Consider the following 23,513-nt stretch of genomic DNA (forward strand, 5'->3'; position numbering starts at 1 on the left):
GTTTGGGCCGCCTATCAGGCCGCCTGCATATCCGATTGCTGGCGATTCCAAAGCTGGGCATAACGCCCCTCACGTTTCAGCAACTCATCATGCGTGCCTTGCTCCAGGATTTTGCCACGCTCTAGCACTACAATACTGTCTGCCTCGGCGATTGTGCTCAGGCGATGGGCAATCGTCAGAACCGTACGCCCCTCGCCCGCATGGGCCAAAGCATCCTTGATGTCTTGTTCGGTATCTGTGTCCAGCGCCGATGTCGCCTCGTCCAGCAAAAGGATCGGCGGGTTTTTCAGCAGCGTTCTGGCAATACCGACCCGCTGCTTTTCCCCACCCGACAGCTTTAGCCCGCGCTCACCGACTGTGGTGTCATAGCCTTCGGGCAACGTGACTATGAAATCGTGGATCTGGGCAGCCCGGGCGGCGGCTTCGACATCTTCCTGCGTGGCCCCGTCGCGTCCATAGGCAATGTTATAGCGAATGGTATCGTTAAACAGCACGGTATCCTGTGGCACCACTCCGATTGCCGCGTGCAGGCTGGTCTGCGTGACATCGCGCACATCCTGCCCATCAATTTTCAGCGCGCCCCCGGTGACATCGTAGAACCGGAACAGCAACCGACCTATGGTGGATTTACCCGACCCCGTCGCACCCACAATCGCTACGGTTTGGCCCGCAGGAATGGTTAGGGAAACACCTTTGAGAATTTCCCGCTCAGCATCATATCCGAATTGTACATCATGCAAGGTAACCTCACCCCCTGTTACATCCAGATCCGGTGCATTGGTCTTGTCGACCACTTCGGCGGGTTGTTCCAACAGGTCAAACATCTGGCCCATATCGACCAGAGATTGGCGGATTTCCCGATACACCGTACCCAAAAAATTCAGCGGTACGGTAATCTGGATCATATAGGCGTTGACCATAACGAAATCGCCCACGGTCAGCGTCCCGGCCTGCACCCCGATGGCTGCCAAGACCATTACACCGATCAATCCGCAGGTGATCAGAAAGGACTGCCCGAAATTTAGAAACGCCAGAGAATACGCCGTCTTGAGAGCCGCCCCCGCATAGGCTTTCATTGACACATCATACCGTTCAGCTTCACGCGTTTCGGCATTGAAATACTTGACGGTTTCAAAATTCAGCAGGCTGTCGATGGCGCGCTGGTTCGCCTCGGTATCCTGATCATTCATCTCGCGGCGCAGTTTCACGCGCCACTCGGTCACCGCAAATGTGAACCAGATATACAGCGCGATCGTTGCCGCGACGACCACCAGATACCAGACATCAAACAGCCACATCAGAATGATCGCAACAAGCAGCAGTTCAAGGATCAAAGGCCCGATGGAAAACAGCAGGAAACGCAAGAGGAACTCGACCCCTTTTACGCCGCGCTCGATAATACGGCTCAGACCGCCCGTGCGCCGCGTCACGTGATAGCGCATCGACAACTGGTGGATATGCTGGAAAGTCTCCAATGCCAGTGCGCGCAATGCCCGCTGCCCGACAGGAGCAAAGGCCGCATCCCGCAACTGCTGCAAACCAACAGTCATCATGCGCGCGACACCATATGCCACCGTCAACCCAACAGCACCCAGCGCTACGGGGGGAACGCCCTCGCCCGCCAGGCTATCAACCGCGCCTTTGTACAAAATCGGGGTGTAGACCGCGATCAACTTGGCCAGAACCAACATGCCCATAGCAATCAGAACGCGGCGCTTAACCCAGGGCTCATCCTCGGGCCAGAGATAAGGCGCAACTTTCCGGATTGTACGCCAGCCAGAGCTGCGCGCGTCCAATTTTGGGATATTGTCGGAATTCATCGGGGCTACTCGTCTCTTCACGTACCGGAACTGCGGTCAGAGAGTGCCCCTGACCCCGGAAGGTCAGAGGTACAGGATTATTCCGGAATGGTGAATACCTGCCCCGGATAGATCAGATCCGGGTCGCGGATCGCGCCTCGGTTGGCCTCGAACAGTTTGACATACAAGACACCATCGCCAAATCGTTCCCGAGAGATAGCCCAAAGCGTATCACCCTTTTGTACTGTAACCGAACGGATGGCCGGTGTTTCCTGAGAGGGTGCAGGCCCATCGTCCACTTCGGCCACGCTCAGAACTTCTAGAGGCTCACGCTTGAACGGGGTTTCCAGACGGCTTTTAACCGTGCCGTCCGAGGCAACCTCATCCACACGCAGCGTATACACACCGGGATCAATGCCTTCGATCTCGCTGCGCCATTTTCCATCATCCGTGGGCTGCATATCAGCGACCAGTTGGTTGTCCAGGTACACGCGTACCGCGGAACCATCAGCCACGCGGCCGGTCAGCTCGACCTCACCCGTGTCTGAATACCCGATCGTATCCAACGCGACCTGATCAGGTTCGGTGCTCTGAGGCGTCGCAGGTTGGACAAGCTCGACCCCGTCTTCCCCCGATCGCAGGATCGCAACCTGTTGTCCTTGCGTGGAATCTGCCGTTTCTTCAGAAGATGTGTCGCCGGTTTGAGCGACCTGCCCCGCCTCGGTTTCATCGCCGCCTGCGGATTCGTCGGCGAGGGTGGTTTCCGCCGTATCAACCGATGCGACCTCTGGTTCGGGTTCGGGCAAAGCCGCAATCAGATAGTCATCAGAGCGGACCGGTTGATCGACCCCATCGGTTTCCAGTGTCAGACCGCGTGCGGCCGTGGAAAACGGGATCGACACGAATTCGGCAAACTGCCCGCTGTCATCAACGGTAAAGCTGTGAACTGCCTCACCGTCCAGCAATACCCGCACCTTGGCGCCGGGTTCTGCATTTCCGGACAGAACAGCATTCCCGTCAGGCTCAACAAAGATCTGATCCAAGGCCGGAGGCGTAACTTCGGCAACTTCCTCAGCCGGTTCAGCAACCTCCTCAGCCGATTCAGCGGTCTCGTCAGCCTCTTCGGTCGGAGCCTCGGCTGCTGCCGTATCCGTATCAGTCGTCGCATCGGCCTGCGGGGTTTCTTCTGTGTCCGAGGCAACGGACGCGTTCTCAGACGCATCCTCAGCCACATCTTCCTGCGCTGTTGGGTCGAGAGACGTGCCGTTAAACGCGCCGGAAAAATATGCACCGCCGACGCCCAACAGAACCAGCAAACCGGCGATCACCCCCCAGGTGAAAGATCTGGGGCTCTCGCTTCCCGAATTGGAATCCATACTCTTCCTTTCACTCCGCAGCGCAAATGCCTTATCTACAACGCATTCTGCCTGACGGTTGAGCCAATCTATCAATACCGCTATCACGGGTCAAAACCCCAGATACAACCCCGGAGAAGCCTCTCGATGTCTCAGAAATCCGTCTGTGTGTATTGCGGGTCACGCAATGGCGCCCAAACCAGCTATTCCGACGCAGCCCGCTCCTTTGGTCAGCTTCTGGCGCAGGAGGGCTGGCGACTGGTCTATGGCGCGGGCGATGTGGGTCTGATGGGCGAGGTCGCGCGTGCGGCCCAAGCCGCCGGAGGGGACACGTTCGGCGTGATTCCCGTTCACCTGCTAAAGCGCGAGGTTGGCAAGACAGACTTGACCCGGTTCGTGATCACCGAAACGATGCACGAACGCAAAAAGGTCATGATCATGAATGCCGATGCGGTGGTTGTCCTGCCGGGTGGTCCGGGTTCACTGGACGAATTGTTCGAAGCCCTGACATGGCGACAGTTGGGTCTGCACGACAAGCCCATTCTGGTCATGAATGTTGATGGATATTGGGATGCCCTCCATGATCTTGTGCAGCAGGTCATCGGCCAGGGATTTGCGGACACATCTCTGGCCGATTTCATAGCGTGGGTCGACAGCCCGGAAACGGCGATGTCGACCCTGAGAGCGATGTTGGTCCCGCATAAGGGCTAGTCGGGCGGTGTGACCCGCCCGCAGATTGCCGCAGACCTAGGTGGCGGGTTTTAGACGGCTGATCAGAACCTGTTCCACTTTGTTCAGCGGGTGGTTGGTCAGGGTCTTATCAACCTCGGCCACCACTTTCCTTAGGACTTCGCTGTGCAGGCGGCGGCGCAGAAGCCCCAGAACATGAGGGCTGGCGACCAGTACCAGGCGCTTATATGCCCCCTTCAGGCCTTTGCGATTCAACAGATTTGCCACATCCTGCACGAACAGAGACTTGGCCTGCGATTTCCACTTGGGTTCCTCAACGGCTGATTTCTGATTGGGCCCGTTGTCAGAGCGTCGCCCTGCCCGATCCGAAGGCCTGACGCCTGAGCCGTCGCTTTCTTCGACCGAGACAACCACCAGATTGGGGTCTTCGGCATCCGTGATATTCTCCATGAACAGCGCCTTTTCCCCGTCGGCAATGACAATCCATGTTCCCTGCGATAGTGCGACCATTGTGATCTCCTGTTTTGGTTTTTCTGAGACCATCCCTCGGGTTTCAGGCACGGCTAACCGTTTACGCAGCTTTGTTTTTCGCCGCGCCGCCTGGAATTTTTTTAAAGTGATTTGCGGCTCTCTCCTCCGCCACACTTAAAGTAAGCACTGCGCGCCGTCTTACAATCCGGCCGGACCGCGAAACTGCGGTTATAGGCGAGTTTTCACCGGTTAGGAGGACAGTTCGATGACCGTAATTTCGGGCGTTACACCAAAACGCACGGGCAGGATCGAACATCCGATACCCCCGGACACGACCAGATCACGATTGCCTTCGCGCACGTGACCATAGGCATAGCGATTGCCGAATTTCGAGGGCACCACCGGCGACCAGCCAAACAGCCGTACCTGCCCTCCATGAGTATGACCTGACAGGGTCAGGGCCACGCGATCAGGAATTTTGGGGAAGATATCCGGTTCATGCGCCATCATCACCACCGGGGCATCATCCGTGATCTGCCTAAGCGTCGTAGGCAGGTCATCCAGCCCTTGGTATCGACCATTGCCCGTATAAATCGCCAACTGATCTTCGAGGCCTGCAAGCCAAATCCCGGCACCATCCAGTTTGAAGGCCTCGTTTGAAAGCACCCGGATACCATTCCGCCTCAGCGCATCGCCGTACAGATTCGGCCCGCCCCTGCGCTTTTGGGCTGACCGGTCATCCCACCAATCGTGATTTCCCAGAACCGCATAGACACCATGCTTTGCCTGCAATCCGGACAACACTGGCGCCAGATCGGCAATTTTCACAGGTTTTAGATTTATCCTATGCCCGGCGGCGTAGTCACCCAACAACAGGATAAGATCGGGAGACAAGGCATTGGTGCGCCGGACGATCTGCTGGATTCTTTTCAGCCCCACATAGGGCTCACCCACATGCAGATCAGCAAGAACCGCGATCCGCAGCGGCGGTGCGGTCCAGTCCGCGCGCCGGATCCGCCACTTACGAACACGCAGGCGCAGCGCGGGTTCGATGAAGAAACCATACGTGGCAGCAAAAAGGCCTGCCAGCATCACTGCCAGCAGGCCCTTTATGAACCCTCTACGGGTCACTGGATCACATCCGCGAAGCGACGTTTTCCCAGTTCACCAGATTGTCGAGGAAGTTCGACAGGTACACCGGACGCTTGTTGCGGAAGTCGATGTAATAGGAATGCTCCCACACGTCGCAACCCAACAGAGCAGTCTGACCAAAGCACAGCGGGTTCACGCCGTTTTCGGTCTTGGTCACTGCCAACGAACCGTCCGCATTCTTGACCAGCCACGCCCAGCCCGAACCAAACTGACCGGCACCAGCTGCGCTGAACTGCGACTTGAACTCGTCAACCGAGCCAAAGCATTCGACCAGCGCCTTTTCCAGCTCGCCAGGCATGGCGTTGTCGCCGGGGCCCATCATCTCCCAGAACTGGTTGTGGTTCCAAAGCTGACTGATGTTGTTGAAGATGCCGTTTTGCGCGACGGCATTTGCGTCGTAGGTGCCGGTGATGATTTCTTCCAGCGACTTGCCGTCCCACTCGGTACCGGCGATCAGCTTGTTGCCGTTGTCGACATAGGCCTTGTGGTGCAGGTCGTGGTGAAATTCCAATGTTTCGGCGGACATGCCCTTGGCTGCCAGCGCGTCGTGTGCATAAGGAAGATCAGGAAGTTCAAAAGCCATCTCGGCCCCCTGTTGAAAATGAATGTTGCGGTTTCCAAAGGTTAAATGCTTTGGCAAGTGCCGCAGGTCAAGGGCAGAGATCATAAAACCCGGAGGTCCGCGATGCTAACTCAGGCGCGCAAGATGTTTTACCGCGCCCGCGGATACTATGCGGGCAGCCTGAATGGCGAGCCTTTCCGGCTGGATCCCTACCACTCGAAGTTCTGGCGCAAGGCCTCGGCCGGCGCGTGGGAGCCCGAGACTTTTGCCGTGCTGGATAGATATCTAACGCCGGACAGCGACTATCTGGACATCGGGGCATGGATCGGCCCAACGGTGCTGTACGGTGCCCGCAAAGCCCGCCACGTCTGGTGTTTCGAACCGGACCCTACCGCGTTTCGGCATCTGGCGTGGAATCTGGACCTGAACGACATTCGCAATGTTTCGGCATTTGGCGTCGCATTGTCGGATCAATTCGGCGTGGCCCGTATGGCATCCGTTCGCGGTGAACCCGGGGATTCCACCAGTTCACTGTTGCATGACGGGGTGCATGGGACAGATGCATTGACCATCGAGTGGGATCAGTTCGAGGCCGTAAATGACCTGTCCCGTGTCTCCTTGGTCAAGATGGATATCGAAGGGGCAGAATTTGCGGTTCTGCCGAGCCTTCTGCCCTTTCTGAAAAAGCATCGCCCGGCCCTCTATCTTTCGCTCCACTCGCCCCTTCTGGCCGAGGAAGACCGGCTTACACGGACATCTCAACTCCTTGAAAGCCTTTCATTCTACACCGAAATTCAAGACGAAAACGAGCACCCGCTAAAGGTCGAAGAATTGCTGCAACCTCAAGAGTTGAAGCGGTATCGCGCCGTTGTGTTGCACGAATAGAAGGTGCAGTATTTTTTTCGTGCATTAGTTGCATATGCGCTTGAAACTCTCGCGTTGTTTGGTGTCTTCCCTTCTGGATAGACCGAGTAAACGAGGAACCATGAAATATCTTTTCTTAGCATCCATTTTTACCGTTTTTGCACAGGCAGCGGCGGCTGAAACAATTACTTACGATTGTGCCGTTCGCGACCGCGACGGAACCGGGTGGGTCGCGCCCCGCTATATCTTTGTTATTGATAAGGACGGCGTTAGTGCGCAAACAGCCAGCGGGCACAACGAAATGCAGTCCGCTAAGCTGAAAATTGATAGAAAGAAGCGTTACAAGCTGGATTGGCGCGTTGAGTTGACAGAGTTTGGCGGCCAAAAAGTCCGGGTAAATTACACGGCCCGCATTGACCCTTCTGACAACACCGTGAAACTGAGAGGCAACTGGGTGAATGCCAACTTTGTCAACAAGCCTTCAGGGCAAGGCAAATGCAAAGTGATCGATGGTTAAGCTTCGGTTAAACCGCAAAAGCCCCGGAAAATCCGGGGCTTTTTTTCCTAGCTTCGGAACCTAATAAACCCCGACCTCACTGCCCGGCTGCGCTGCGACCTTCAACAGTTTGAACACGTAGTCTGCGGTTGACCGGAAGCAGACGACGCGGAGAGTTTCGGCGTCATCCAGCCAGAACGCACCGGCAACCTGCGCCAAGCGCGAACGGCGGATTTGGCCGGGTTGGAAGGCGTCAGCCGACAGATCTACCGGGGCCAGTTTGCCCAGAACTTCGCGAGCGTTCGCGCCCGAGATGCTGAACACCGCGCGGGCATCCGAGACGTTGACCGCCAGGGCATGCACACCGCTCAGCGCGTTGGTCATCGCGGCCAGTTTGGCCTCGACCTCGGCATATGGGACAAGCACAAGCAATTCGTCGGTGGACATCCAGCAAACACCGCAGTCTCCGTCGACAAATGCCTCGCGCTGGCCGGGTACTTTCTGACCGGTGGCGTCTTTGACGGCCTTGGCCAGAACCTTGTCGGACAGGTCGCCGCGCAGGGTGATCATGCCCTGCAGGCCGCATTCTTCAACCTTGGCGATGCCCTCATAGCTGGCGTGGTTCAGTGCGCTGATGGGTTCAGACATTCTGCTTCTCCCCGTCCTTGTCGAAGAAGATCGGATCCACGATCTTTGCTTTGTAGGATTTGCCATCGGTGCCCGGGAACTCGACAATCTCGCCCATGCGGTCAGGACCATGCTTGATCAAGCCCATGGCGATACCTTTGCCCAGGTTGGCTGAATAATAGGTTGAGGTCACACGACCGATCATGTTGCGCTGACCGTTGGCGTTGACGCCCTCGCCCACTGCGTAAGCCCCATCCGGGATGACAGAACCATCCACAGTCTCAAGACCCACCAGTTTCCAACGCTCGGGATCGGCCATATGGCTGCGCAAATGAGCGCGCTTGCCGAGGTAATCCTCTTTCTTTTTCGACAGCGCCCAATGCAGCCCCAGATCCTGCGGGATCACGGTTCCATCGGTTTCGTCGCCGATCATGATAAAGCCTTTCTCGGCCCGAAGGATGTGCAGACATTCGGTGCCATAGGGCATCACGCCGAATTCCTTGCCTGCCTCTGTCAGCGCATCCCAGAAGGCCTGCCCTTGGGATGCAGGGACGGCGATCTCGTACGACAGCTCACCCGAGAACGAGATGCGATAGGCCCGGCAATCAAAGTCGCCGATCTTGCCATCGCGCCACTCCATGAAGGGCAGCGCCTCCTTCGACACATCCATGCCGCCGAGCTTTTCAAGCACCTTGCGGGCGTTGGGGCCAACAACGGCGACCTGCGCATATTGCTCGGTCACGTTGGCAACATAGACTTTCCAGTCCCACCATTCGGTTTGCAGCCATTCTTCCATGTGACCGTGGATACGTTCGGCCCCGCCGGTGGTGGTGTGGCACAACCATGTGTCTTCGTCGATCCTAGCAACAACACCGTCGTCGATCAGAAAGCCATTTTCGGAACACATCAGGCCATAGCGGCATTTGCCGATCTTCAGCGTAGACATCATGTTGGTGTACATCATGTCCAGGAACTTGCCTGCGTCCGGCCCTTTGACGATCAACTTACCCAGGGTCGAGGCGTCCAGCAAGCCGAGGTTCTCGCGGGTGTTTTTCACCTCACGGTTCACGGCGTCATGCACGGTTTCACCCGGGCGAACATAGGCATAGGTCCGGCGCCAATGGCCGACCGGCTCCCAATCGGCGCCGTTCTTGTCGTGCCAGTTATGCATCGGAGTCCGGCGGATTGGCTGGAACACCTCACCACGTGCCTCACCGCCGATAGATGCCATTGAAATTGGGGTGTAAGGCGGGCGGAACGTTGTTGTTCCAACCTTCGGGATTTCGGAGTCCAACGCATCGGCTAGGATCGCCAATCCGTTGATGTTACTCAGTTTACCCTGATCCGTTGCCATGCCCAGAGTGGTGTAACGCTTGGTATGTTCAACGCTCTCATACCCCTCACGCGCGGCAAGTTGCACGTCCGAAACTTTGACGTCGTTTTGGAAGTCCAGCCAGGACTTCATCCGCAGTTGAATATCCGCGTTCGCAGGCATCAACCAGACCGCAGCCATAGGTGCCTCGGACGTAGTTTCCCCGACAGGCGCTTTGGTGCGTTTGGTTTTGAATCCAGCCGCTTTGGCTGCGGCCTTACCAGCTGCATCGGCATCGGCCAGCACATCGCCCAGCGCCATCGGGCCATTCGATGCCCCGGCGGCTACGACGAACCCTTCGCCATCGGCCCCAAGCGGGGGTCGTGCAGGATCCGGCCGGAAATGCGCATTGGCATCGTCCCAGATCAGCTTGCCGCCGCAATGCGACCACATATGCACGACCGGAGACCAGCCGCCTGACATCGCAACAGCGTCGCATTCGACCTCTTCACGGGCGCCACCGATGCCGTCCTGATTGCAAATGGCAACTTTCTTGACGCGTTTGCCGCCTTTGACTTTGGCAATAGCCTTGCCCACATCGACGCGGATACCCAGTTGGCGCGCCTCTTCAGCCAGAGGGCCCGAGGTAGCCCTTGCGTCAACCACACGCAAGATATCCACACCGGCCTGTTTCAAGGTTATCGCAGTCCGGTAGGCGTCGTCATTATTGGTGGCCACAATCACCTTTTCACCGGGTGTCACACCCCAGTTCACGACATAGTCCCGCATGGCCGAGGCCAGCATGACACCCGGCACATCATTACCCGCAAAAGACAACGGACGCTCAATCGCTCCGGTAGCAGTCACGACCTGTTTCGCCCTAATACGCCACAGGCGATGGCGCGGGCCTTGTGCGCCAGGCTTATGGTCCGTCAGGCGTTCATAGCCCAGCACATAGCCATGGTCATAGACCCCTGCACCCATGCAGCGATTGCGCAAGATGACGTTGTTCATTGTTTCTAGTTCGGAAACAGTTTGTTCCACGAACTTATCCACAGGCTCATCATTGATTGTGCCGCCATCAACTGGGGCACGGCCACCCCAATGCGCGGTCTGCTCAATCAACATGACCTTTGCACCGGTCTGAGCAGCCACTTTGGCAGCCTGTAAACCGGCCACACCGCCACCGATCACCAACACATCGACGAAGTTGTAGAAATGCTCATAGGTATCCGCATCACGGCTGTCCTTGTCGGGGGCTTTGCCCAGACCGGCAGATTGGCGGATGAACGGCTCGTAGACGTGTTTCCAGAACGGCTTGGGATGAATGAACATCTTGTAATAGAAGCCAGCCGGCAGGAACCGCGACAGGTGCGTATTGATCGCACCGATATCAAATTCCAGGTTCGGCCAGTGGTTCTGAGAAATCGAGGTCAGACCGTTGAACAGCTCGGTCGTGGTGGCGCGCTGGTTCGGCTCGAACCGATTGCCCTGCCCCAGACCGACCAGAGCGTTGGGTTCTTCCGCACCACTGGCGACAACACCACGCGGGCGGTGATACTTGAACGACCGGCCCATCATCATCTGATCATTAGCCAGCAAGGCAGAGGCAAGCGTGTCGCCTTCGTAGCCCTGCATCGAAGTGCCGTTGAAGGAGAATGTGACCTGTTTCGACCGGTCAATCAGCCGGCCTTGATTTGCGAGACGGGTGCTCATGATGCGGACCTTTCGCAGGCGGAATTACGGGTGGTGGCGCGGATCATTTGTATTCTCTCCACGTCCAGCCAGGGCGCTTGGCGGTGATCGCCTCGCGAATTTCTTTGGGCGGCTCAAACACCTGGGCAGAGTAGGTGCCGAAAACTTCGAGCGTTTGCGTGCAGCGCGCCGCGTGGAACCACTTGCCGCATCCATTCGCATGGCGCCAGCGTTCGAAATGAACGCCTTTAGGGTTTTCACGCATGAACAGGTAATCGTGGAAGTCACCATCCGACGAGCCCGGACCGAAACGCTTCAGATGCGCCTCGCCACCGGCGGCCAATTCGGTTTCTTCGGCATCGACGCCGCAATAGGGGCAATTCAGGATCAGCATATGTTCATCCTCTCGGCAGCAGGCGAGACCATGCTGCATGCGAAATCTGAGTAACGGGCGCGCGAGATTTTTCGCCGGAAAATCTGCATCAGTGCGCCACCCCGGCCGCGACGCTTTCGTCGATGAAGCGGCCTTCTTTGAAACGATCCAACGAGAACGCCTCGGTCAGCGGTGAATGGCCCGTGGCCATCAGCTGTGCCATGCCCCAGCCGGACCCCGGAATGGCCTTGAAGCCACCGGTGCCCCAGCCACCGTTGATGAAACAGTTCCCAAGCGGTGTTTTCGACAGGATCGGAGACCGGTCACCGGTCATGTCCACGATCCCGCCCCATTGCCGCAGCATTTTTAGGCGTGAGATCATCGGGAAGGTCTCGACCAGCGCGCGCACAGTTTCTTCGATATGGTGGAAGCTGCCGCGTTGGGTGTAGTTGTTGAACCCGTCGGTGCCGCCACCGATCACCATCTCTCCCTTGTCGGATTGCGACATGTAGCCATGCACCGTGTTGGCCATCACGACCACGTCCATGCAGGGTTTGATCGGCTCAGACACCAGCGCCTGCAGAGCAATCGCCTCAAGCGGCAGACGGAAGCCCGCCATTTCGGCCAGTTGACCGGAATGGCCCGCAACCACGATTCCCAGCTTGTCACAGTCGATCGCACCCTTGGTGGTGTCGACACCGACAACACGACCATCCTGTGACCGAACCCCGGTCACTTCGCATTGCTGGATTATATCCATGCCCATGGCGGAACAAGCGCGCGCATAGCCCCAAGCCACGGCATCGTGACGGGCGGTGCCACCGCGTTCCTGCCACAGCGCACCCAGAACCGGATAGCGCGGGCCTTCGAGATTGATGATTGGTACCAGTTCCTTGACCCGTTCAGGTGTGATCCATTCAGTCTTTACACCCTGCAGCGCATTCGCATGAGCCGTGCGCTGATAGCCGCGGATTTCATGCTGGGTCTGCGCCAGCATCATCACGCCGCGCGGGCTGAACATGACGTTATAGTTCAGGTCCTGACTCAAATCCTCATAAAGGCTGCGCGCCTTTTCATAGATCGCGGCAGACGGATCCTGCAGATAGTTCGAGCGGATGATGGTTGTGTTCCGACCGGTATTACCACCGCCCAGCCAGCCTTTTTCGATCACAGCGACATTCTGGATGCCATAGTTCTTACCCAGGTAATAGGCGGTTGCCAGACCATGGCCACCCGCCCCCACAATAATGGCGTCATAGCGTTTCTTGGGCTCGGGCGAACGCCAGGCGCGTTCCCATCCGGTATGATAGCGCAGCGCTTCGCGCGCCACAGCAAAGGCTGAATAGTGTTTCATAAGCGAATCCATCCGGTTCGGTGATTGGCGCAGGTATGCCGTGTAACCGCCTTTGGCCCCTGCCGTGCAACGCCATAATATCGCACTATTGCGACATCGCCCTTATTATTGCGACATGAAGCCCCCTCGCGGCCATTTGTCCCTTTTTTCCGCCCCGCCACAGGTCTAAGTCAGGACAGCCATCTTGGAGTTATCATGACCTTCTGGGCCCTCATCATAGCCACCGCCGTCCTGATAGCGGTTTTTCTTGGGATTTCGATACTGCGTAGGCGAGATACGCGCGAACCATCCACTGCGTATGACTTGCAGGTCTATCGTGAACAGTTGGCCAGCGTAGATCGAGACTTGGCCCGTGGTGTCATCGCTGACGCAGATGCCGAGCGAGTTCGCACGGAAATTTCACGCCGCATTCTTGCGGCTGATGCGCAGATGCAATCTTTGTCTGAACCGCAAGGGCCGTCCAAATGGATCTCGGTTGCGGCATCCATATTTGTCGCGGCCATCCTGGTTGGCGGAGGATCCTGGATGTATCTGAAGCTTGGTGCAGCCGGGCTCCCCGATCAGCCCCTGTCATTGCGGCTAGAAATGGCCGATGCTCTGCGCACAGAGCGCCCCAGTCAGGCCGAGGCAGAAGCCGCCACGCCACCCGCACCACTGCCACAGCTTGACGAAAGCTATGCCTCTCTTCTCGGGCAACTACGCGAAACCGTTTCCGGTCGTCCTGATGACCTACAAGGACATATCCTTCTTGCCCAGCACGAGGCGAACGCAGGTAACTTCCATGCCGCCTACAAAGCGCAGCAACGTGTGATCGAACTGTCCGGGAATACTGCACCCGCAGATGTCTATTCGCATCTTGCCGAGATGATGATCCTTGCTACCAACGGATATATCTCGCCCGAAGCTGAAGACGCATTGAAACAGTCATTGCAGCGTGATCCACGCCATGGTCCGGCCTTGTATTACCTGGGACAGATGATGGTACAGGTCGGACGACCTGATATCGGTTACAGGATCTGGGTGGATGCACTTGGAAGCGCGCCGACAAATGCCCCCTGGGCAACGGCCATTCGCGCACAGATGGACGATCTGGCCTTTCGTGCGGGTGTGTTCAATGCCGCCCCTATACCAGCAGGGAACCCAGGCCCCGGTGAGGATGACATCGAGGCCGCTGCATCTCTGACCGCACAAGAGCGACAAGAGATGATCCTTGGCATGGTCGAGCAACTGTCAGACAGGCTTGCAACCGAAGGCGGCTCCCCCGAAGAATGGGCCCGACTGATCGGTGCCCTTGGGGTGGTTGGCGACATCGACCGGGCCACCGCGATCTACGCCGAAGCCCAATCCGTATTCTCGGACAATGACAACGCACTGGATATCCTTGGTGCGGCAGCAGCTCAGGCTGGGGTGACCCAATGATCCATGACATTTTTGAGGAATTTGCAGGCGCGCTTGCGCCTATGAGCGCGTTGATCGGTCTCGATCTGGGAGAAAAGACTATCGGGGTTGCAGTCTCGGACCGGATGCGCGGTGTTGCAAGCCCGCTGGAGACCGTAAGGCGCAAGAAATTCACTCTGGATTCTGCCCGTCTGCTGGAAATCATCGCCGACCGTGAGATCGGGGGCATCCTACTGGGTCTGCCGAAAAACATGGATGGCAGCGAAGGGCCGCGCTGCCAGTCCACCCGTGCCTTTGCCCGAAACCTGTCCCGTTTGACCGAAGTTCCGATCGGGTTCTGGGACGAACGGCTCAGCACGGTTGCGGCAGAAAAGGCACTGCTTGAGGCGGATACGACACGAAAGCGTCGCGGACAGGTTATCGACCACGTCGCGGCAGGCTATATTCTGCAAGGCGCGCTGGACAGAATGCGCTTTCTTTAAGGATCGGAAAACGCTGATGTCGAACATGGTTTGGAAAAGGAACGAGGTCGAAAGCCCGTGCATCCAGATCTGCGTTGTGCACCCGACCGAACGTATTTGTACCGGTTGCTACCGCACGATCGACGAAATCTCTCGCTGGTCGAAAATGGACAGCTCTGAGCGCGCCGATATCATGGCAGACCTACCGTCTCGCAAACCGCTGCTTGCCAAACGGCGCGGCGGCCGGGCGGGGCGGCTCAACAAGGCCTGAGATTTCCACAAAAGGATGTGATTGCTGAATCTGCACCGCTGCGGGCTGGTCTGAACTACGAGGGGGTCAAGTTCGTTGACAGCTGGTGAGTGAGTGGCAACCCACAGCGGCGCGTTTCAACAATCGATCCTCTGCAGTGGCTCGGCAGAGGAGTTCGATCTGTGTACGTCTTTTTTGACCAATCGATCAAGAAAAATCCTCGCTGATATTTCTGTGCCCTGACGTAAATGTCACAGCAGGCTCAAGCCGCTGCGTTTCTACCCAGACGCAAGCCATGTTTTGGCGTTCTGAATTTCCTCGGCGGGAAAGAACTGAGTGCGTGTGCCAAGGATGTGGCTGGCCACCCGTTGGGCCAGATGTTGCCAGGCTTTGTCGCCAACAACCGCTGCCCGATCCAGATTACCAATATGCCCCCGGGCCAGCCGAAAATGCGAGGCAAGCGCCGTAAGGCCTTGCCATCCGTCAAACTTGGACAGATCAATCAGCAGGCGAAACCCCTGTTTCTCCCGCAAAATGTAGTCCAGATCGGTTTCGGCCTTTTTGAATTCGTCAGGGTCGAGTTTTCCCATCAGGCTGACCTGCACGCAGGGGCCGCCCAGATCAATAACGTGAATAGAGCCCAGAGATTCGCGCAACCATCGGCGCGCTTCTTCAATATTCGCGTGATCGAATACCTGCACAGGGCAAGGGAAAAGCGGAGCCGCAAGCCGGATACTGGTCTGAACCCAACCCTGATCCGCCACCACTCCAATTCGGTCAAAGCCGCGCCAGTGGCTGAGGCCCAATTTTGTATCCGACCAAACCGCATTCAGATCGTACCCTTTGAACTCTGGCTGCACGATCGCCAACAACCGCACCGTGTCGTGTTCGGCCAGTGCGGCCTCAATCGCCGGGATCAATGTTGTGGAATAGTCCGTACCTGTCACTTCGCCGGAAAGCTCGATTTCAATCAATGCTCCGTCAGAGTTTTTGTGGACAGCAATCATCAAAAAATCCTCCAAATCTGTATAATGACAGAACGTTAGGAGGATTTGATCCATTCGGCCACACCGCCAGCGCATTCAGGCCGAAAATAGGCGATCATCCGGCCATCCGACCCAGCCTCAGCCCCGCTGCCCCATGGCGCTACCCCGTGCAGGCAGTGGCGGTGCAGCAGATAGGCCTCGCCCGGACGTGCGGGCAGTACGATGCGACGGCAAGTATCAAAGACCTCACGACGGGCAGCCTGATAAACATCTGTTATGTCCACCTGATCCAGAGTTTCCGGGCGCTTGTCTTCAAGTGCATCCGCAAATGCAGCCTGCATGATCTTGTGGCTACCTTCCCAAAGAACCATCGGGGACGCATTCTCGCTGGCATCAGTCAATGGAATGCCCAGTATCCACGCATGCGGTTCCTCGACCCTTCGGCGCCTGTCCGGGCCGGACGGGCGTAAACCATCCACATGGGCCGCATCCCGCTTTGCTCGATACTGGGCAGCAGCCTCGCCCTCTCCGCGCCGGGGCAACGGGTAGCCGGGGAAAATGACCGAGACCTGGGCTTTGTGCAATGGCAACGACCCATAACGCGACACTATGAAATCCATGACGGCCCCGGTCAGAACCGGGGAACCCTGGACCCTGCCCTCGGTGTCGTTGTTCAGCGCGTCGACCCCAATGAACCAGGTCCCTTCACAGTCCAGCCAATGCGCGAATTCCGGATCCGCCGCAGCAGCGCGTGCTGCGGGCAGCGCATAAGATACCCAGTCCAGAATAGCCCGGTCGTGGGGAAATTTCACCCAACCCTTTTCCTCGAAAGAACTCAAAAACCCAACGCCTTGCGTAACATATTCAGGGCGACCAGAGTCAGGAAGACCGCGAATATCCGCTTGAGCGGCTTTGGATCCATCGCATGGGCCAACTTTACGCCCCAAGGCGCAGTGATCATGGTCATGGCGACCACAATCCCAAAGGCAATCAGATTGACGGCGCCGATGGTAAAGGGCGGGCGGTGTTCAGGGGCAATTTCGAGAAACAGGAACCCCATGACCGAGGGCACAGCGATGATCACGCCAAACCCGGCAGCCGTGGCCACAGCCCGGTGAATTGGCGTGTTGAACAAGCTCATTAACGGCACGCCAAAGCTGCCGCCGCCGATACCCATCAGAACTGATAGGAAGCCGACCGAGGGCGACAGGAGAGCGCGTATCAGGCCCTTGGGCATGGCGTCTCCAAGCCGCCATTCGGATTTACCCAGACCAAGATAGGCGCCAATCACCATACCCAATACACCGAACAGGGCTTGCAATGCCTCGGTCCGAAGAGCGGATGCCACCATCACGCCCAACACCGCACCGATGGCGATGCCCGGACCCCAACTGCGCAGGATATCCCAATCAACGGCACCCTTTTTGTTATGTGCCAGAACCGACCGCAGTGAGGTTACGATAATCGTTGCCAGTGAGGTGGCAAGGCACAGCTGCATCAACTGCGGGCCGCCATACCCAAGGGTCTGAAACGCATAGAAAAAAGCAGGGACCAGCACGATGCCTCCGCCGACACCCAACAGACCCGCCAAAACGCCTGCCAGCGCTCCGATCACCAGCAGAAGAACCAGCATCTGAGCAAGCAACATTACTTCGGGCATCATTCCCCCCAACCGACCTTTTGCCGTATTGCCACCATTCAGGCCTCGGTCAGAGGCGCGACATGATCCAGTGCCTGCAACATAACCTCGGGGCCCGCCCCGTCATGCACCGCACCTTCAGACAGGGTCCGTCGCCAAGCCCGCGCACCCGGCCGTCCTGCGAACAGGCCTAGCATATGTCGCGTAATCTGGTGCAAGCGCCCCCCGCCAGCAAGATGGCATTCGATATAAGGCACCATTTCCCGGACAACAGCAAACGGGTCCGTGGCCTGACCAACCCCAAAGATCACAGGATCCGCTTTGGACAGAACGTCTGACGGCTGATGATACGCAGCCCGCCCGATCATTACACCATCCAACCCTGCGTCCAGATGCCCGCGCGCCTGTTCCAGATCAGCAATGCCACCATTTATCGAGATGTGCATATCCGGGAATTCCGCCTTCATCCGATGCACGAGATCATAATCCAGGGGTGGAATATCCCGGTTTTCTTTGGGGCTGAGCCCTTGCAGCCAGGCTTTGCGCGCGTGGATCGTGACCCGTGTGCATCCCGCTTGCCTGATCTGGCTCAGAAACTCAGGCAAAATGTCTTCGGGCTGTTGGTCGTCGACTCCAATGCGGCATTTGACCGTGACATCTACGTCCACGGCTTCGCGCATTGCGGCAACACAATCCGCAACGCGGTCAGGGGATTTCATCAGCACCGCACCAAAAGTGCCAGATTGCACTCGATCAGACGGGCAGCCACAATTCAGATTGATCTCATCATAACCAGCATCCGCCCCCAACCGGGCCGCTTGTGCCAATTCCTGAGGGTCCGACCCGCCCAGTTGCAGGGCCACGGGATGCTCCTGCGGGTTGTGGTCCAGCAAATGCAGCGCACCACCCCGAACTAACGCAGGCGCTGTTACCATTTCAGTGTACAGCAGCGCCTCGGTGCTCAGCAACCGATGCAGATAGCGACAATGCCTGTCCGTCCAATCCATCATAGGGGCGACGCTCAGGCGTGCGGCTTGTCTTACCTTGTCATTCAATGCTGAGTCCTCGTCGCACCCGGTTTCCAATCAGACGGATCGAAACCGCAAATTCCTGCCCATCGAATCGGGCAGCCCGGGGTTTAGCATATTCGAAAGAGGCCGTCCTTGTGTCTGCCAACCGCGTTACCGATTGTCGACACCGTACCGGCAAATCATCATTTCGACGCTGCGATGAATGGTATCAGACATTTCGTCCTGACTAAGTACGGTCCCGCAAAAAACCATGGGCCAGAATGCCCTGCTCTTGATCAATCCGATGAATTCACGACCCGCGATGTCGGGGTTATCGATGCTTAGCTGACCATCCTCTGCCGCATCTTTAAGCATGGCCGAGAAGATGGCAGTTTTGTCCAATTTGCCCTGCGCGGCGACCGCAAGGTCGGGATTGCGCAAGGTTTCGCTGATCACCATACGCGACATCGCCATCACCTCGGGTGACATCAGAATGCGACCCTCGGCCCAAGCCAAATCTGTCAGTTGCGCGCGGATATCTCTGCCCTTTTCATATCTGATATCCTGAACCTCAGAGAAGCGGTTCGACAGCTCAACCACGATCGAGCGGAACAGGTTTTCCTTACTTTCGAAATACTTGTACAGTGTGCGCTTGGAGACTTCGGCCCGTGCCGAGATGCGATCCATACTGGCCGCCGAGAACCCCTTTTCCTGGAATTCAGCTACGGCAGCCTCGATGATCTGGGCATGCTTTGATGCTTTCGGTGCGCTGAGGTCATTCATGCTCCAAAGCTATAGACCCTTTGACATGAACCGGTCAAACGCTAGGTAAACTCTCGGGTTTACAACGCCCTGCCCCCTGCCTAAGGTAAACCCGCCAGTTTACCGATTCAGGTAGCCAGCCCAACAGGAGATCCCCCCAATGGCTTTGACATTGAAACTGAACGGCCAGACCCACACGGTTGAGGCCGAGCCCGGCACGCCCCTGCTGTGGGTAATCCGGGACGAACTGAAGATGACAGGAACCAAGTTCGGCTGCGGTGTCGCGTCCTGTGGGGCCTGCACCGTGCATCTGGACGGAGAGCCGGTGCGCTCGTGCCAGACGTATATTGAGGATGTCGAAGACGCCGAAATCACCACGATCGAAGCTGTCGGAAACAACGATATTGGCGCCGCGGTACAGCAGGCCTGGGTCGAATTGGACGTGGTTCAATGCGGTTACTGCCAATCCGGTCAGGTGATGTCGGCGGTCGGATTGCTGTCCGAAAACCCAAAGCCCAGCGTTGAAGAAATCGACGACTACATGTCCGGCAACGCCTGTCGCTGTGCCACCTATCAACGCATCCGCGCCGGTATCCAGCGCGCATCCGAAATTCTGGAGGCCTGATCCATGACCATCAACACCTCTCGCCGTGGTTTTCTGAAAGGCGCTGCTGCTACCGGTGCCGTCTTGCTGATTGGCGCCCGCCCCGATGGCGTTCTGGCTGCGGCCTCGTCCGAGACGACGCAGCTCAACCCATTTGTGAAGATTGACGCAGACGGCACTGTGACCGCCATCGTCAAACACTTCGAAAAGGGTCAGGGCCCCGCGACCGGCCTTCCGACGCTTATCGCCGAGGAAATCGGCATCACTATGGACCAAATTAAATACGAATTCGCGCCGTCGAACCCCCAAGTCTATAACAACCTGCTGTTCGGCCCCTTCCAGGGCACCGGCGGCTCGACCGCGATGGCGAATTCCTGGCTGCAATACCGTCAGGCTGGCGCTGCCGCCCGCGAGATGCTGATCAATGCCGCCGCCCAAAGCTGGGGTGTGGATGCATCAGGCATCACCATTGAGGAGGGTATCGTCAAAGCAGGTGATCAATCCGCCCCGATTGCCGATTTTGTGGCGGCCGCTTCGCAGATTGAGGCGCCGACCGAGCCGCGCCTGAAAGACCCCTCGGAATTCCGCCTGATCGGAAACGAGGCCGTGCGTCGCACGGATTCGACCATCAAGGGCAACGGACAAGCGATGTACGCCATGGATGTCCACCTGCCCAACCAGATGGTTGCGATGATCAAACGTCCGGAGTCGCGCGGTGGTGTTGTCATCAGCTTTGACGACAGCGCCTCGAAAGAGGTCAAAGGCTATATCAGCGCCACCACACTGCCCAATCAGGCAGGCGTTGCGGTCTATGCCGAAAACACCTGGGCCGCGATTCAGGCGCGTGACGCGCTTGAGGTCGAATGGGACATGTCCGGCGCTGAAACCCGCCACTCGGATCAGATCAAGGCCGAGATCATGGACGCGCTGAAGGCCGAGCCCGCCTATAACGTGAACAAGGCAGATGTTGCCACGGTTTCGGCGGCGATCGACGCAGCGGATACGGTCGTAGAAAAAACTTTTTACTACCCGCTTCTCGCCCATGCTCCGATGGAGCCACTGAACTGCACAATCGAACAGACAGCAGAGGGTGACATCGTTCTGCATGATGGCGCTCAGATGCCAACCGGCCCGCACATGGCGTATCAGCAAATCTTTCAGCTGCCACCCGAGAAAATCCACATCAGAACGATGCTGGCCGGCGGGTCTTTCGGGCGTCGCGCAACACCGGATGCGGACTATCAGGTTGAGGCCGCGTTGGCCTTTGTTGTCACTGACCGCTCGCGCCCGGTCAAACTGGTCTGGACGCGGGAAGACGACATTCGCAGCGGGTATTACCGCCCGGCCTTCGGCCACAAAGTTCGTGTCGGGTTGAATGCGGAGGGGAATATCGTCGGATGGCAGCATCAGGTCGCAGGGCAATCGATCATGAAGGGCACCCCGTTCGAAGCGGTTGCAGTGCATGACGGCGTCGACCACAGCTCGATCGAGGGCATCGCAGACAGCCCCTATGATATTCCGGGGATGGCGCTTGGACTGACCGACACACCCAAGGCCACATCGGTCCTATGGTGGCGGTCGGTAGGACATACCCACACTGCCTATACAATGGAAACAATGATGGATTTGGCCGCCACCGCCGCGGGCCGTGACCCGGTTGAGTTCCGTCTCGCCCATCTGGCGGATGCGGGCAATCCCGACCAACAGCGCAAGGCCGGTGTCCTGAAACTTGCGGCCGAGAAAGCAGATTGGGGCAACGTCCCTGCCGGTCGCGCGCAAGGTATTGCGGTGCACAAATCCTTTGGTTCTTATGTGGCTGAGGTGGTTGAAATCTCGGGCGATCCGGATGACGGCATCAAGATCGAAAAGGTCACCTGTGCTGTCGATTGCGGTATCGCGGTGAACCCCGACGTGGTGCGTGCCCAGATGGAAGGTGGGATTGGCTATGGCATCGGGCATGTGATGCGCGATCAGATCACACTGACCGGCGGTTCCGTGGATCAATACAACTTCCCGGATTACGAGCCCCTTCGGATCGGCGATATAGCTACAATCGACGTCCACATCCTGCCCTCGGCCGAAGCCCCCACGGGCGTGGGCGAACCCGGCACGCCGCCTTCGGCCCCCGCGCTCGCGAACGCAATCAAGGCAATGTCGGGGACCTTGATTGCCGATCTGCCGATGGCCGAGAACGGCATAAGCTTTGCATAAGGTCCCGACCCCGCGCCGAAAAAAACGGCGCGGGGATAATTTGATCAAATTTCGTGACAAGGCGCTTTGTGTCGATTAAACCTCGGGGTACCAGAGTGATGGAGACGCCGATGGACCTGAACGCCCTACACAGTTTTCGCGTAGCGGCATGCGACCTTAACGGTCAGCTGCGCGGCAAACGCGTGCCTCCTTCTTATGCTGACAAGCTGAGTAAAGGTGTGGTGCGGATGCCCTTTTCGGCATTGAATGTTGATCTGTGGGGCGCGGATATCGAGGATAGCCCGCTTGTGTTTGAATCAGGCGACGCGGACGGCATATTACTGCCAACCGAGCGTGGCTCCGTCCCAGTTCCCTGGCTTGAAACCGAAACAGCGCTGGTATTGATGTCCCTGTATGACGATCAGGGCACGCCCTTTGCCGGCGACCCTCGCCATGCTCTGACCTCGGTGCTGCAACGCTATGCCGAGCGTGGCTGGTCTGTTGTTGCGGCGACCGAGCTGGAATTCACGCTATTGGACTCATCAGGTGCACGACCGGTGCCTCCGATCAATCCTTTGACGGGGCGACGGCTGGTCGACGAGGCAGTCCTGTCCATGGCGGAAATGGATGCGTTCGACGCCTTTTTCACAGACCTCTATGACGGATGCGAGGCAATGAGCATCCCGGCTCAAACTGCCATTTCCGAAAGCGGGATTGGCCAGTTTGAAATCAACCTGAACCATCAGGACGCCATGCGCTGCGCAGATGATACGTTGCTTTTCAAGGTGTTGACTCGTGGCCTTGCACGCAAACATGGGTTTACCGCAACTTTCATGGCCAAACCCTATGCCCAGGATGCGGGCAATGGGATGCATGTCCATTTTTCGGTCGTCGACCAGGATGGGCAAAATATCTTTGACAATGGCGGGCCTGAAGGCACTGATCTTTTGCGCTCAGCCATAGCCGGATGTCTGTCCGCAATGCCTGGTTCAACTCTGATTTTTGCACCGCACGGGAACTCCTACACGCGGCTTGTCCCCGGCGCCCATGCCCCAACTGAGGCATGCTGGGCTTATGAAAATCGCACTGCCGCGCTGCGCGTTCCCGGCGGCGCGCCCTCTGCCCGCAGGATCGAACATCGCGTTGCTGGTGGTGACATCAATCCCTACCTCATGCTGAGCGCCGTGCTCGGTGCGGCGCTGAACGGCATCGAGGACGGAACTGAACCGCCAGCTCCGATCACGGGCAACGCATATGAGATCGACGGCCTGCCGCAACTCGCTGGCGACTGGGCTTCAGCCATCACCGCCCTTGAAACCGATCCGCAAGTTGCGCGCATCTTTCCCGCCCCGCTGATCAGCAATCTCGCCATGACAAAGCGACAAGAGATCCTGCGCTTTAACGAACGCCCACCCGAGGAGCATTGGCTAAGTTATCTCGAGGCGGTTTGAGCCCCTTGCTCG

Annotated in this window: 23 protein-coding genes; 9 read left to right on the top strand and 14 right to left on the bottom strand. The window is 57.7% G+C overall.

Features of this window, described 5'->3' with window-relative positions; all coding sequences use genetic code 11:
* Window positions 1-14: 14 nt before the first annotated feature.
* Both AC2FLB_RS02980 and AC2FLB_RS02985 read right to left on the bottom strand, forming a co-directional pair.
* Window positions 15-1,820, bottom strand: coding sequence for an ABCB family ABC transporter ATP-binding protein/permease (locus tag AC2FLB_RS02980; RefSeq protein ID WP_496688505.1), 1,806 nt, complete (start codon window positions 1,818-1,820; stop codon window positions 15-17).
* Between the two features lie 77 nt (window positions 1,821-1,897).
* On the bottom strand, window positions 1,898-3,175 hold the full coding sequence (locus tag AC2FLB_RS02985; protein WP_496700559.1) for a LysM peptidoglycan-binding domain-containing protein: 1,278 nt from the start codon (window positions 3,173-3,175) through the stop codon (window positions 1,898-1,900).
* A 126-nt stretch (window positions 3,176-3,301) separates the two neighbouring features.
* Between AC2FLB_RS02985 and AC2FLB_RS02990 the strand changes: the two genes are divergently transcribed.
* A complete protein-coding gene (locus AC2FLB_RS02990; RefSeq protein ID WP_496692371.1) occupies window positions 3,302-3,865 on the top strand; it encodes an LOG family protein in 564 nt (187 codons plus the stop codon).
* A gap of 36 nt (window positions 3,866-3,901) precedes the next feature.
* Here the strand turns inward: AC2FLB_RS02990 and AC2FLB_RS02995 are convergent, their stop codons facing one another.
* The 3 genes from AC2FLB_RS02995 to AC2FLB_RS03005 form a co-directional block, all read right to left on the bottom strand.
* Window positions 3,902-4,354 (bottom strand): host attachment family protein, encoded by a 453-nt coding sequence (locus AC2FLB_RS02995; RefSeq protein WP_496692372.1) that lies wholly within the window; start codon window positions 4,352-4,354, stop codon window positions 3,902-3,904.
* A 210-nt stretch (window positions 4,355-4,564) separates the two neighbouring features.
* A complete protein-coding gene (locus tag AC2FLB_RS03000) occupies window positions 4,565-5,446 on the bottom strand; it encodes a metallophosphoesterase (protein WP_496701366.1) in 882 nt (293 codons plus the stop codon).
* 4 nt (window positions 5,447-5,450) lie between these two features.
* Entirely contained in the window at window positions 5,451-6,050 is a 600-nt protein-coding gene (locus AC2FLB_RS03005; RefSeq protein ID WP_142633050.1) for a superoxide dismutase, read from the bottom strand.
* Window positions 6,051-6,152: 102 nt separating this feature from the next.
* Here AC2FLB_RS03005 and AC2FLB_RS03010 point away from each other — a divergent pair, with 102 nt between their 5' ends.
* Both AC2FLB_RS03010 and AC2FLB_RS03015 read left to right on the top strand, forming a co-directional pair.
* Window positions 6,153-6,914: an FkbM family methyltransferase gene (locus tag AC2FLB_RS03010; protein ID WP_496708583.1), complete on the top strand. Its 762-nt coding sequence runs from the start codon at window positions 6,153-6,155 to the stop codon at window positions 6,912-6,914.
* Between the two features lie 100 nt (window positions 6,915-7,014).
* Window positions 7,015-7,410 carry a hypothetical protein gene (locus tag AC2FLB_RS03015; protein WP_142633046.1) on the top strand — a complete coding sequence of 132 codons (396 nt, stop codon included), beginning with the start codon at window positions 7,015-7,017 and terminating at the stop codon, window positions 7,408-7,410.
* A 60-nt stretch (window positions 7,411-7,470) separates the two neighbouring features.
* Here AC2FLB_RS03015 and AC2FLB_RS03020 read toward each other — a convergent pair whose 3' ends face one another.
* The 4 genes from AC2FLB_RS03020 to AC2FLB_RS03035 all read right to left on the bottom strand — a co-directional run bounded on the left by AC2FLB_RS03020 (window position 7,471) and on the right by AC2FLB_RS03035 (window position 12,750).
* On the bottom strand, window positions 7,471-8,037 hold the full coding sequence (locus AC2FLB_RS03020; RefSeq protein WP_281994429.1) for a sarcosine oxidase subunit gamma: 567 nt from the start codon (window positions 8,035-8,037) through the stop codon (window positions 7,471-7,473).
* The gene (locus AC2FLB_RS03025; protein ID WP_496708584.1) at window positions 8,030-11,044 is read right to left on the bottom strand and encodes a sarcosine oxidase subunit alpha family protein; all 3,015 of its coding nucleotides are present in this window, start codon (window positions 11,042-11,044) and stop codon (window positions 8,030-8,032) included. The genes AC2FLB_RS03020 and AC2FLB_RS03025 overlap by 8 nt, the downstream gene beginning before the upstream one ends.
* Before the next feature lie 43 nt (window positions 11,045-11,087).
* Entirely contained in the window at window positions 11,088-11,417 is a 330-nt protein-coding gene (locus AC2FLB_RS03030; RefSeq protein ID WP_142633040.1) for a sarcosine oxidase subunit delta, read from the bottom strand.
* An 88-nt stretch (window positions 11,418-11,505) separates the two neighbouring features.
* Window positions 11,506-12,750 (bottom strand): sarcosine oxidase subunit beta family protein, encoded by a 1,245-nt coding sequence (locus AC2FLB_RS03035; protein WP_271947765.1) that lies wholly within the window; start codon window positions 12,748-12,750, stop codon window positions 11,506-11,508.
* A 195-nt stretch (window positions 12,751-12,945) separates the two neighbouring features.
* Here AC2FLB_RS03035 and ccmI point away from each other — a divergent pair, with 195 nt between their 5' ends.
* Genes ccmI through AC2FLB_RS03050 form a run of 3 tightly spaced genes read left to right on the top strand, consistent with a single transcriptional unit; the run spans window position 12,946 to window position 14,880 of the window.
* Window positions 12,946-14,169 carry a c-type cytochrome biogenesis protein CcmI gene (gene ccmI / locus AC2FLB_RS03040; protein WP_496708585.1) on the top strand — a complete coding sequence of 408 codons (1,224 nt, stop codon included), beginning with the start codon at window positions 12,946-12,948 and terminating at the stop codon, window positions 14,167-14,169.
* On the top strand, window positions 14,166-14,630 hold the full coding sequence (ruvX, locus tag AC2FLB_RS03045) for a Holliday junction resolvase RuvX (protein WP_142633033.1): 465 nt from the start codon (window positions 14,166-14,168) through the stop codon (window positions 14,628-14,630). The genes ccmI and ruvX overlap by 4 nt, the downstream gene beginning before the upstream one ends.
* Before the next feature lie 16 nt (window positions 14,631-14,646).
* Window positions 14,647-14,880: a DUF1289 domain-containing protein gene (locus AC2FLB_RS03050; RefSeq protein ID WP_142633031.1), complete on the top strand. Its 234-nt coding sequence runs from the start codon at window positions 14,647-14,649 to the stop codon at window positions 14,878-14,880.
* Window positions 14,881-15,137: 257 nt separating this feature from the next.
* Here AC2FLB_RS03050 and AC2FLB_RS03055 read toward each other — a convergent pair whose 3' ends face one another.
* From AC2FLB_RS03055 to AC2FLB_RS03075, 5 genes are all read right to left on the bottom strand, one after another.
* Window positions 15,138-15,866, bottom strand: a complete 729-nt coding sequence (locus AC2FLB_RS03055; protein WP_281994425.1) for a SpoIIAA family protein — start codon at window positions 15,864-15,866, stop codon at window positions 15,138-15,140.
* 35 nt (window positions 15,867-15,901) lie between these two features.
* Entirely contained in the window at window positions 15,902-16,657 is a 756-nt protein-coding gene (locus tag AC2FLB_RS03060) for a phytanoyl-CoA dioxygenase family protein (RefSeq protein ID WP_281994424.1), read from the bottom strand.
* 23 nt (window positions 16,658-16,680) lie between these two features.
* Window positions 16,681-17,505 carry a sulfite exporter TauE/SafE family protein gene (locus AC2FLB_RS03065; protein WP_496708586.1) on the bottom strand — a complete coding sequence of 275 codons (825 nt, stop codon included), beginning with the start codon at window positions 17,503-17,505 and terminating at the stop codon, window positions 16,681-16,683.
* 38 nt (window positions 17,506-17,543) lie between these two features.
* Window positions 17,544-18,539 (bottom strand): tRNA dihydrouridine(20/20a) synthase DusA, encoded by a 996-nt coding sequence (gene dusA, locus AC2FLB_RS03070; protein WP_496708587.1) that lies wholly within the window; start codon window positions 18,537-18,539, stop codon window positions 17,544-17,546.
* Window positions 18,540-18,665: 126 nt separating this feature from the next.
* Entirely contained in the window at window positions 18,666-19,277 is a 612-nt protein-coding gene (locus AC2FLB_RS03075; protein ID WP_496708588.1) for a TetR/AcrR family transcriptional regulator, read from the bottom strand.
* Between the two features lie 139 nt (window positions 19,278-19,416).
* Between AC2FLB_RS03075 and AC2FLB_RS03080 the strand changes: the two genes are divergently transcribed.
* From AC2FLB_RS03080 to AC2FLB_RS03090, 3 genes are all read left to right on the top strand, one after another.
* Window positions 19,417-19,881, top strand: a complete 465-nt coding sequence (locus AC2FLB_RS03080) for a (2Fe-2S)-binding protein (RefSeq protein WP_496688520.1) — start codon at window positions 19,417-19,419, stop codon at window positions 19,879-19,881.
* Between the two features lie 3 nt (window positions 19,882-19,884).
* A complete protein-coding gene (locus tag AC2FLB_RS03085) occupies window positions 19,885-22,071 on the top strand; it encodes a molybdopterin cofactor-binding domain-containing protein (RefSeq protein ID WP_496708589.1) in 2,187 nt (728 codons plus the stop codon).
* Between the two features lie 110 nt (window positions 22,072-22,181).
* The gene (locus tag AC2FLB_RS03090) at window positions 22,182-23,501 is read left to right on the top strand and encodes a glutamine synthetase family protein (protein ID WP_496708590.1); all 1,320 of its coding nucleotides are present in this window, start codon (window positions 22,182-22,184) and stop codon (window positions 23,499-23,501) included.
* Window positions 23,502-23,513: the final 12 nt, after the last annotated feature.

This window comes from Ruegeria sp. CDSA236 (genome assembly GCF_059611285.1).

Excerpts from the sequence above, each read along its gene's own strand:
- AC2FLB_RS02980 (WP_496688505.1), bottom strand. The coding sequence starts at position 1,820 with ATGAATTCCGACAATATCCCAAAATTGGACGCGCGCAGCTCTGGCTGG.
- AC2FLB_RS02985 (WP_496700559.1), bottom strand. The coding sequence starts at position 3,175 with ATGGATTCCAATTCGGGAAGCGAGAGCCCCAGATCTTTCACCTGGGGG.
- AC2FLB_RS02990 (WP_496692371.1), top strand. The coding sequence starts at position 3,302 with ATGTCTCAGAAATCCGTCTGTGTGTATTGCGGGTCACGCAATGGCGCC.
- AC2FLB_RS02995 (WP_496692372.1), bottom strand. The coding sequence starts at position 4,354 with ATGGTCGCACTATCGCAGGGAACATGGATTGTCATTGCCGACGGGGAA.
- AC2FLB_RS03005 (WP_142633050.1), bottom strand. The coding sequence starts at position 6,050 with ATGGCTTTTGAACTTCCTGATCTTCCTTATGCACACGACGCGCTGGCA.
- AC2FLB_RS03010 (WP_496708583.1), top strand. The coding sequence starts at position 6,153 with ATGCTAACTCAGGCGCGCAAGATGTTTTACCGCGCCCGCGGATACTAT.
- AC2FLB_RS03015 (WP_142633046.1), top strand. The coding sequence starts at position 7,015 with ATGAAATATCTTTTCTTAGCATCCATTTTTACCGTTTTTGCACAGGCA.
- AC2FLB_RS03020 (WP_281994429.1), bottom strand. The coding sequence starts at position 8,037 with ATGTCTGAACCCATCAGCGCACTGAACCACGCCAGCTATGAGGGCATC.
- AC2FLB_RS03025 (WP_496708584.1), bottom strand. The coding sequence starts at position 11,044 with ATGAGCACCCGTCTCGCAAATCAAGGCCGGCTGATTGACCGGTCGAAA.
- AC2FLB_RS03030 (WP_142633040.1), bottom strand. The coding sequence starts at position 11,417 with ATGCTGATCCTGAATTGCCCCTATTGCGGCGTCGATGCCGAAGAAACC.
- AC2FLB_RS03035 (WP_271947765.1), bottom strand. The coding sequence starts at position 12,750 with ATGAAACACTATTCAGCCTTTGCTGTGGCGCGCGAAGCGCTGCGCTAT.
- ccmI (WP_496708585.1), top strand. The coding sequence starts at position 12,946 with ATGACCTTCTGGGCCCTCATCATAGCCACCGCCGTCCTGATAGCGGTT.
- ruvX (WP_142633033.1), top strand. The coding sequence starts at position 14,166 with ATGATCCATGACATTTTTGAGGAATTTGCAGGCGCGCTTGCGCCTATG.
- AC2FLB_RS03050 (WP_142633031.1), top strand. The coding sequence starts at position 14,647 with ATGTCGAACATGGTTTGGAAAAGGAACGAGGTCGAAAGCCCGTGCATC.
- AC2FLB_RS03055 (WP_281994425.1), bottom strand. The coding sequence starts at position 15,866 with ATGATTGCTGTCCACAAAAACTCTGACGGAGCATTGATTGAAATCGAG.
- AC2FLB_RS03065 (WP_496708586.1), bottom strand. The coding sequence starts at position 17,505 with ATGCCCGAAGTAATGTTGCTTGCTCAGATGCTGGTTCTTCTGCTGGTG.
- AC2FLB_RS03075 (WP_496708588.1), bottom strand. The coding sequence starts at position 19,277 with ATGAATGACCTCAGCGCACCGAAAGCATCAAAGCATGCCCAGATCATC.
- AC2FLB_RS03080 (WP_496688520.1), top strand. The coding sequence starts at position 19,417 with ATGGCTTTGACATTGAAACTGAACGGCCAGACCCACACGGTTGAGGCC.
- AC2FLB_RS03085 (WP_496708589.1), top strand. The coding sequence starts at position 19,885 with ATGACCATCAACACCTCTCGCCGTGGTTTTCTGAAAGGCGCTGCTGCT.
- AC2FLB_RS03090 (WP_496708590.1), top strand. The coding sequence starts at position 22,182 with ATGGACCTGAACGCCCTACACAGTTTTCGCGTAGCGGCATGCGACCTT.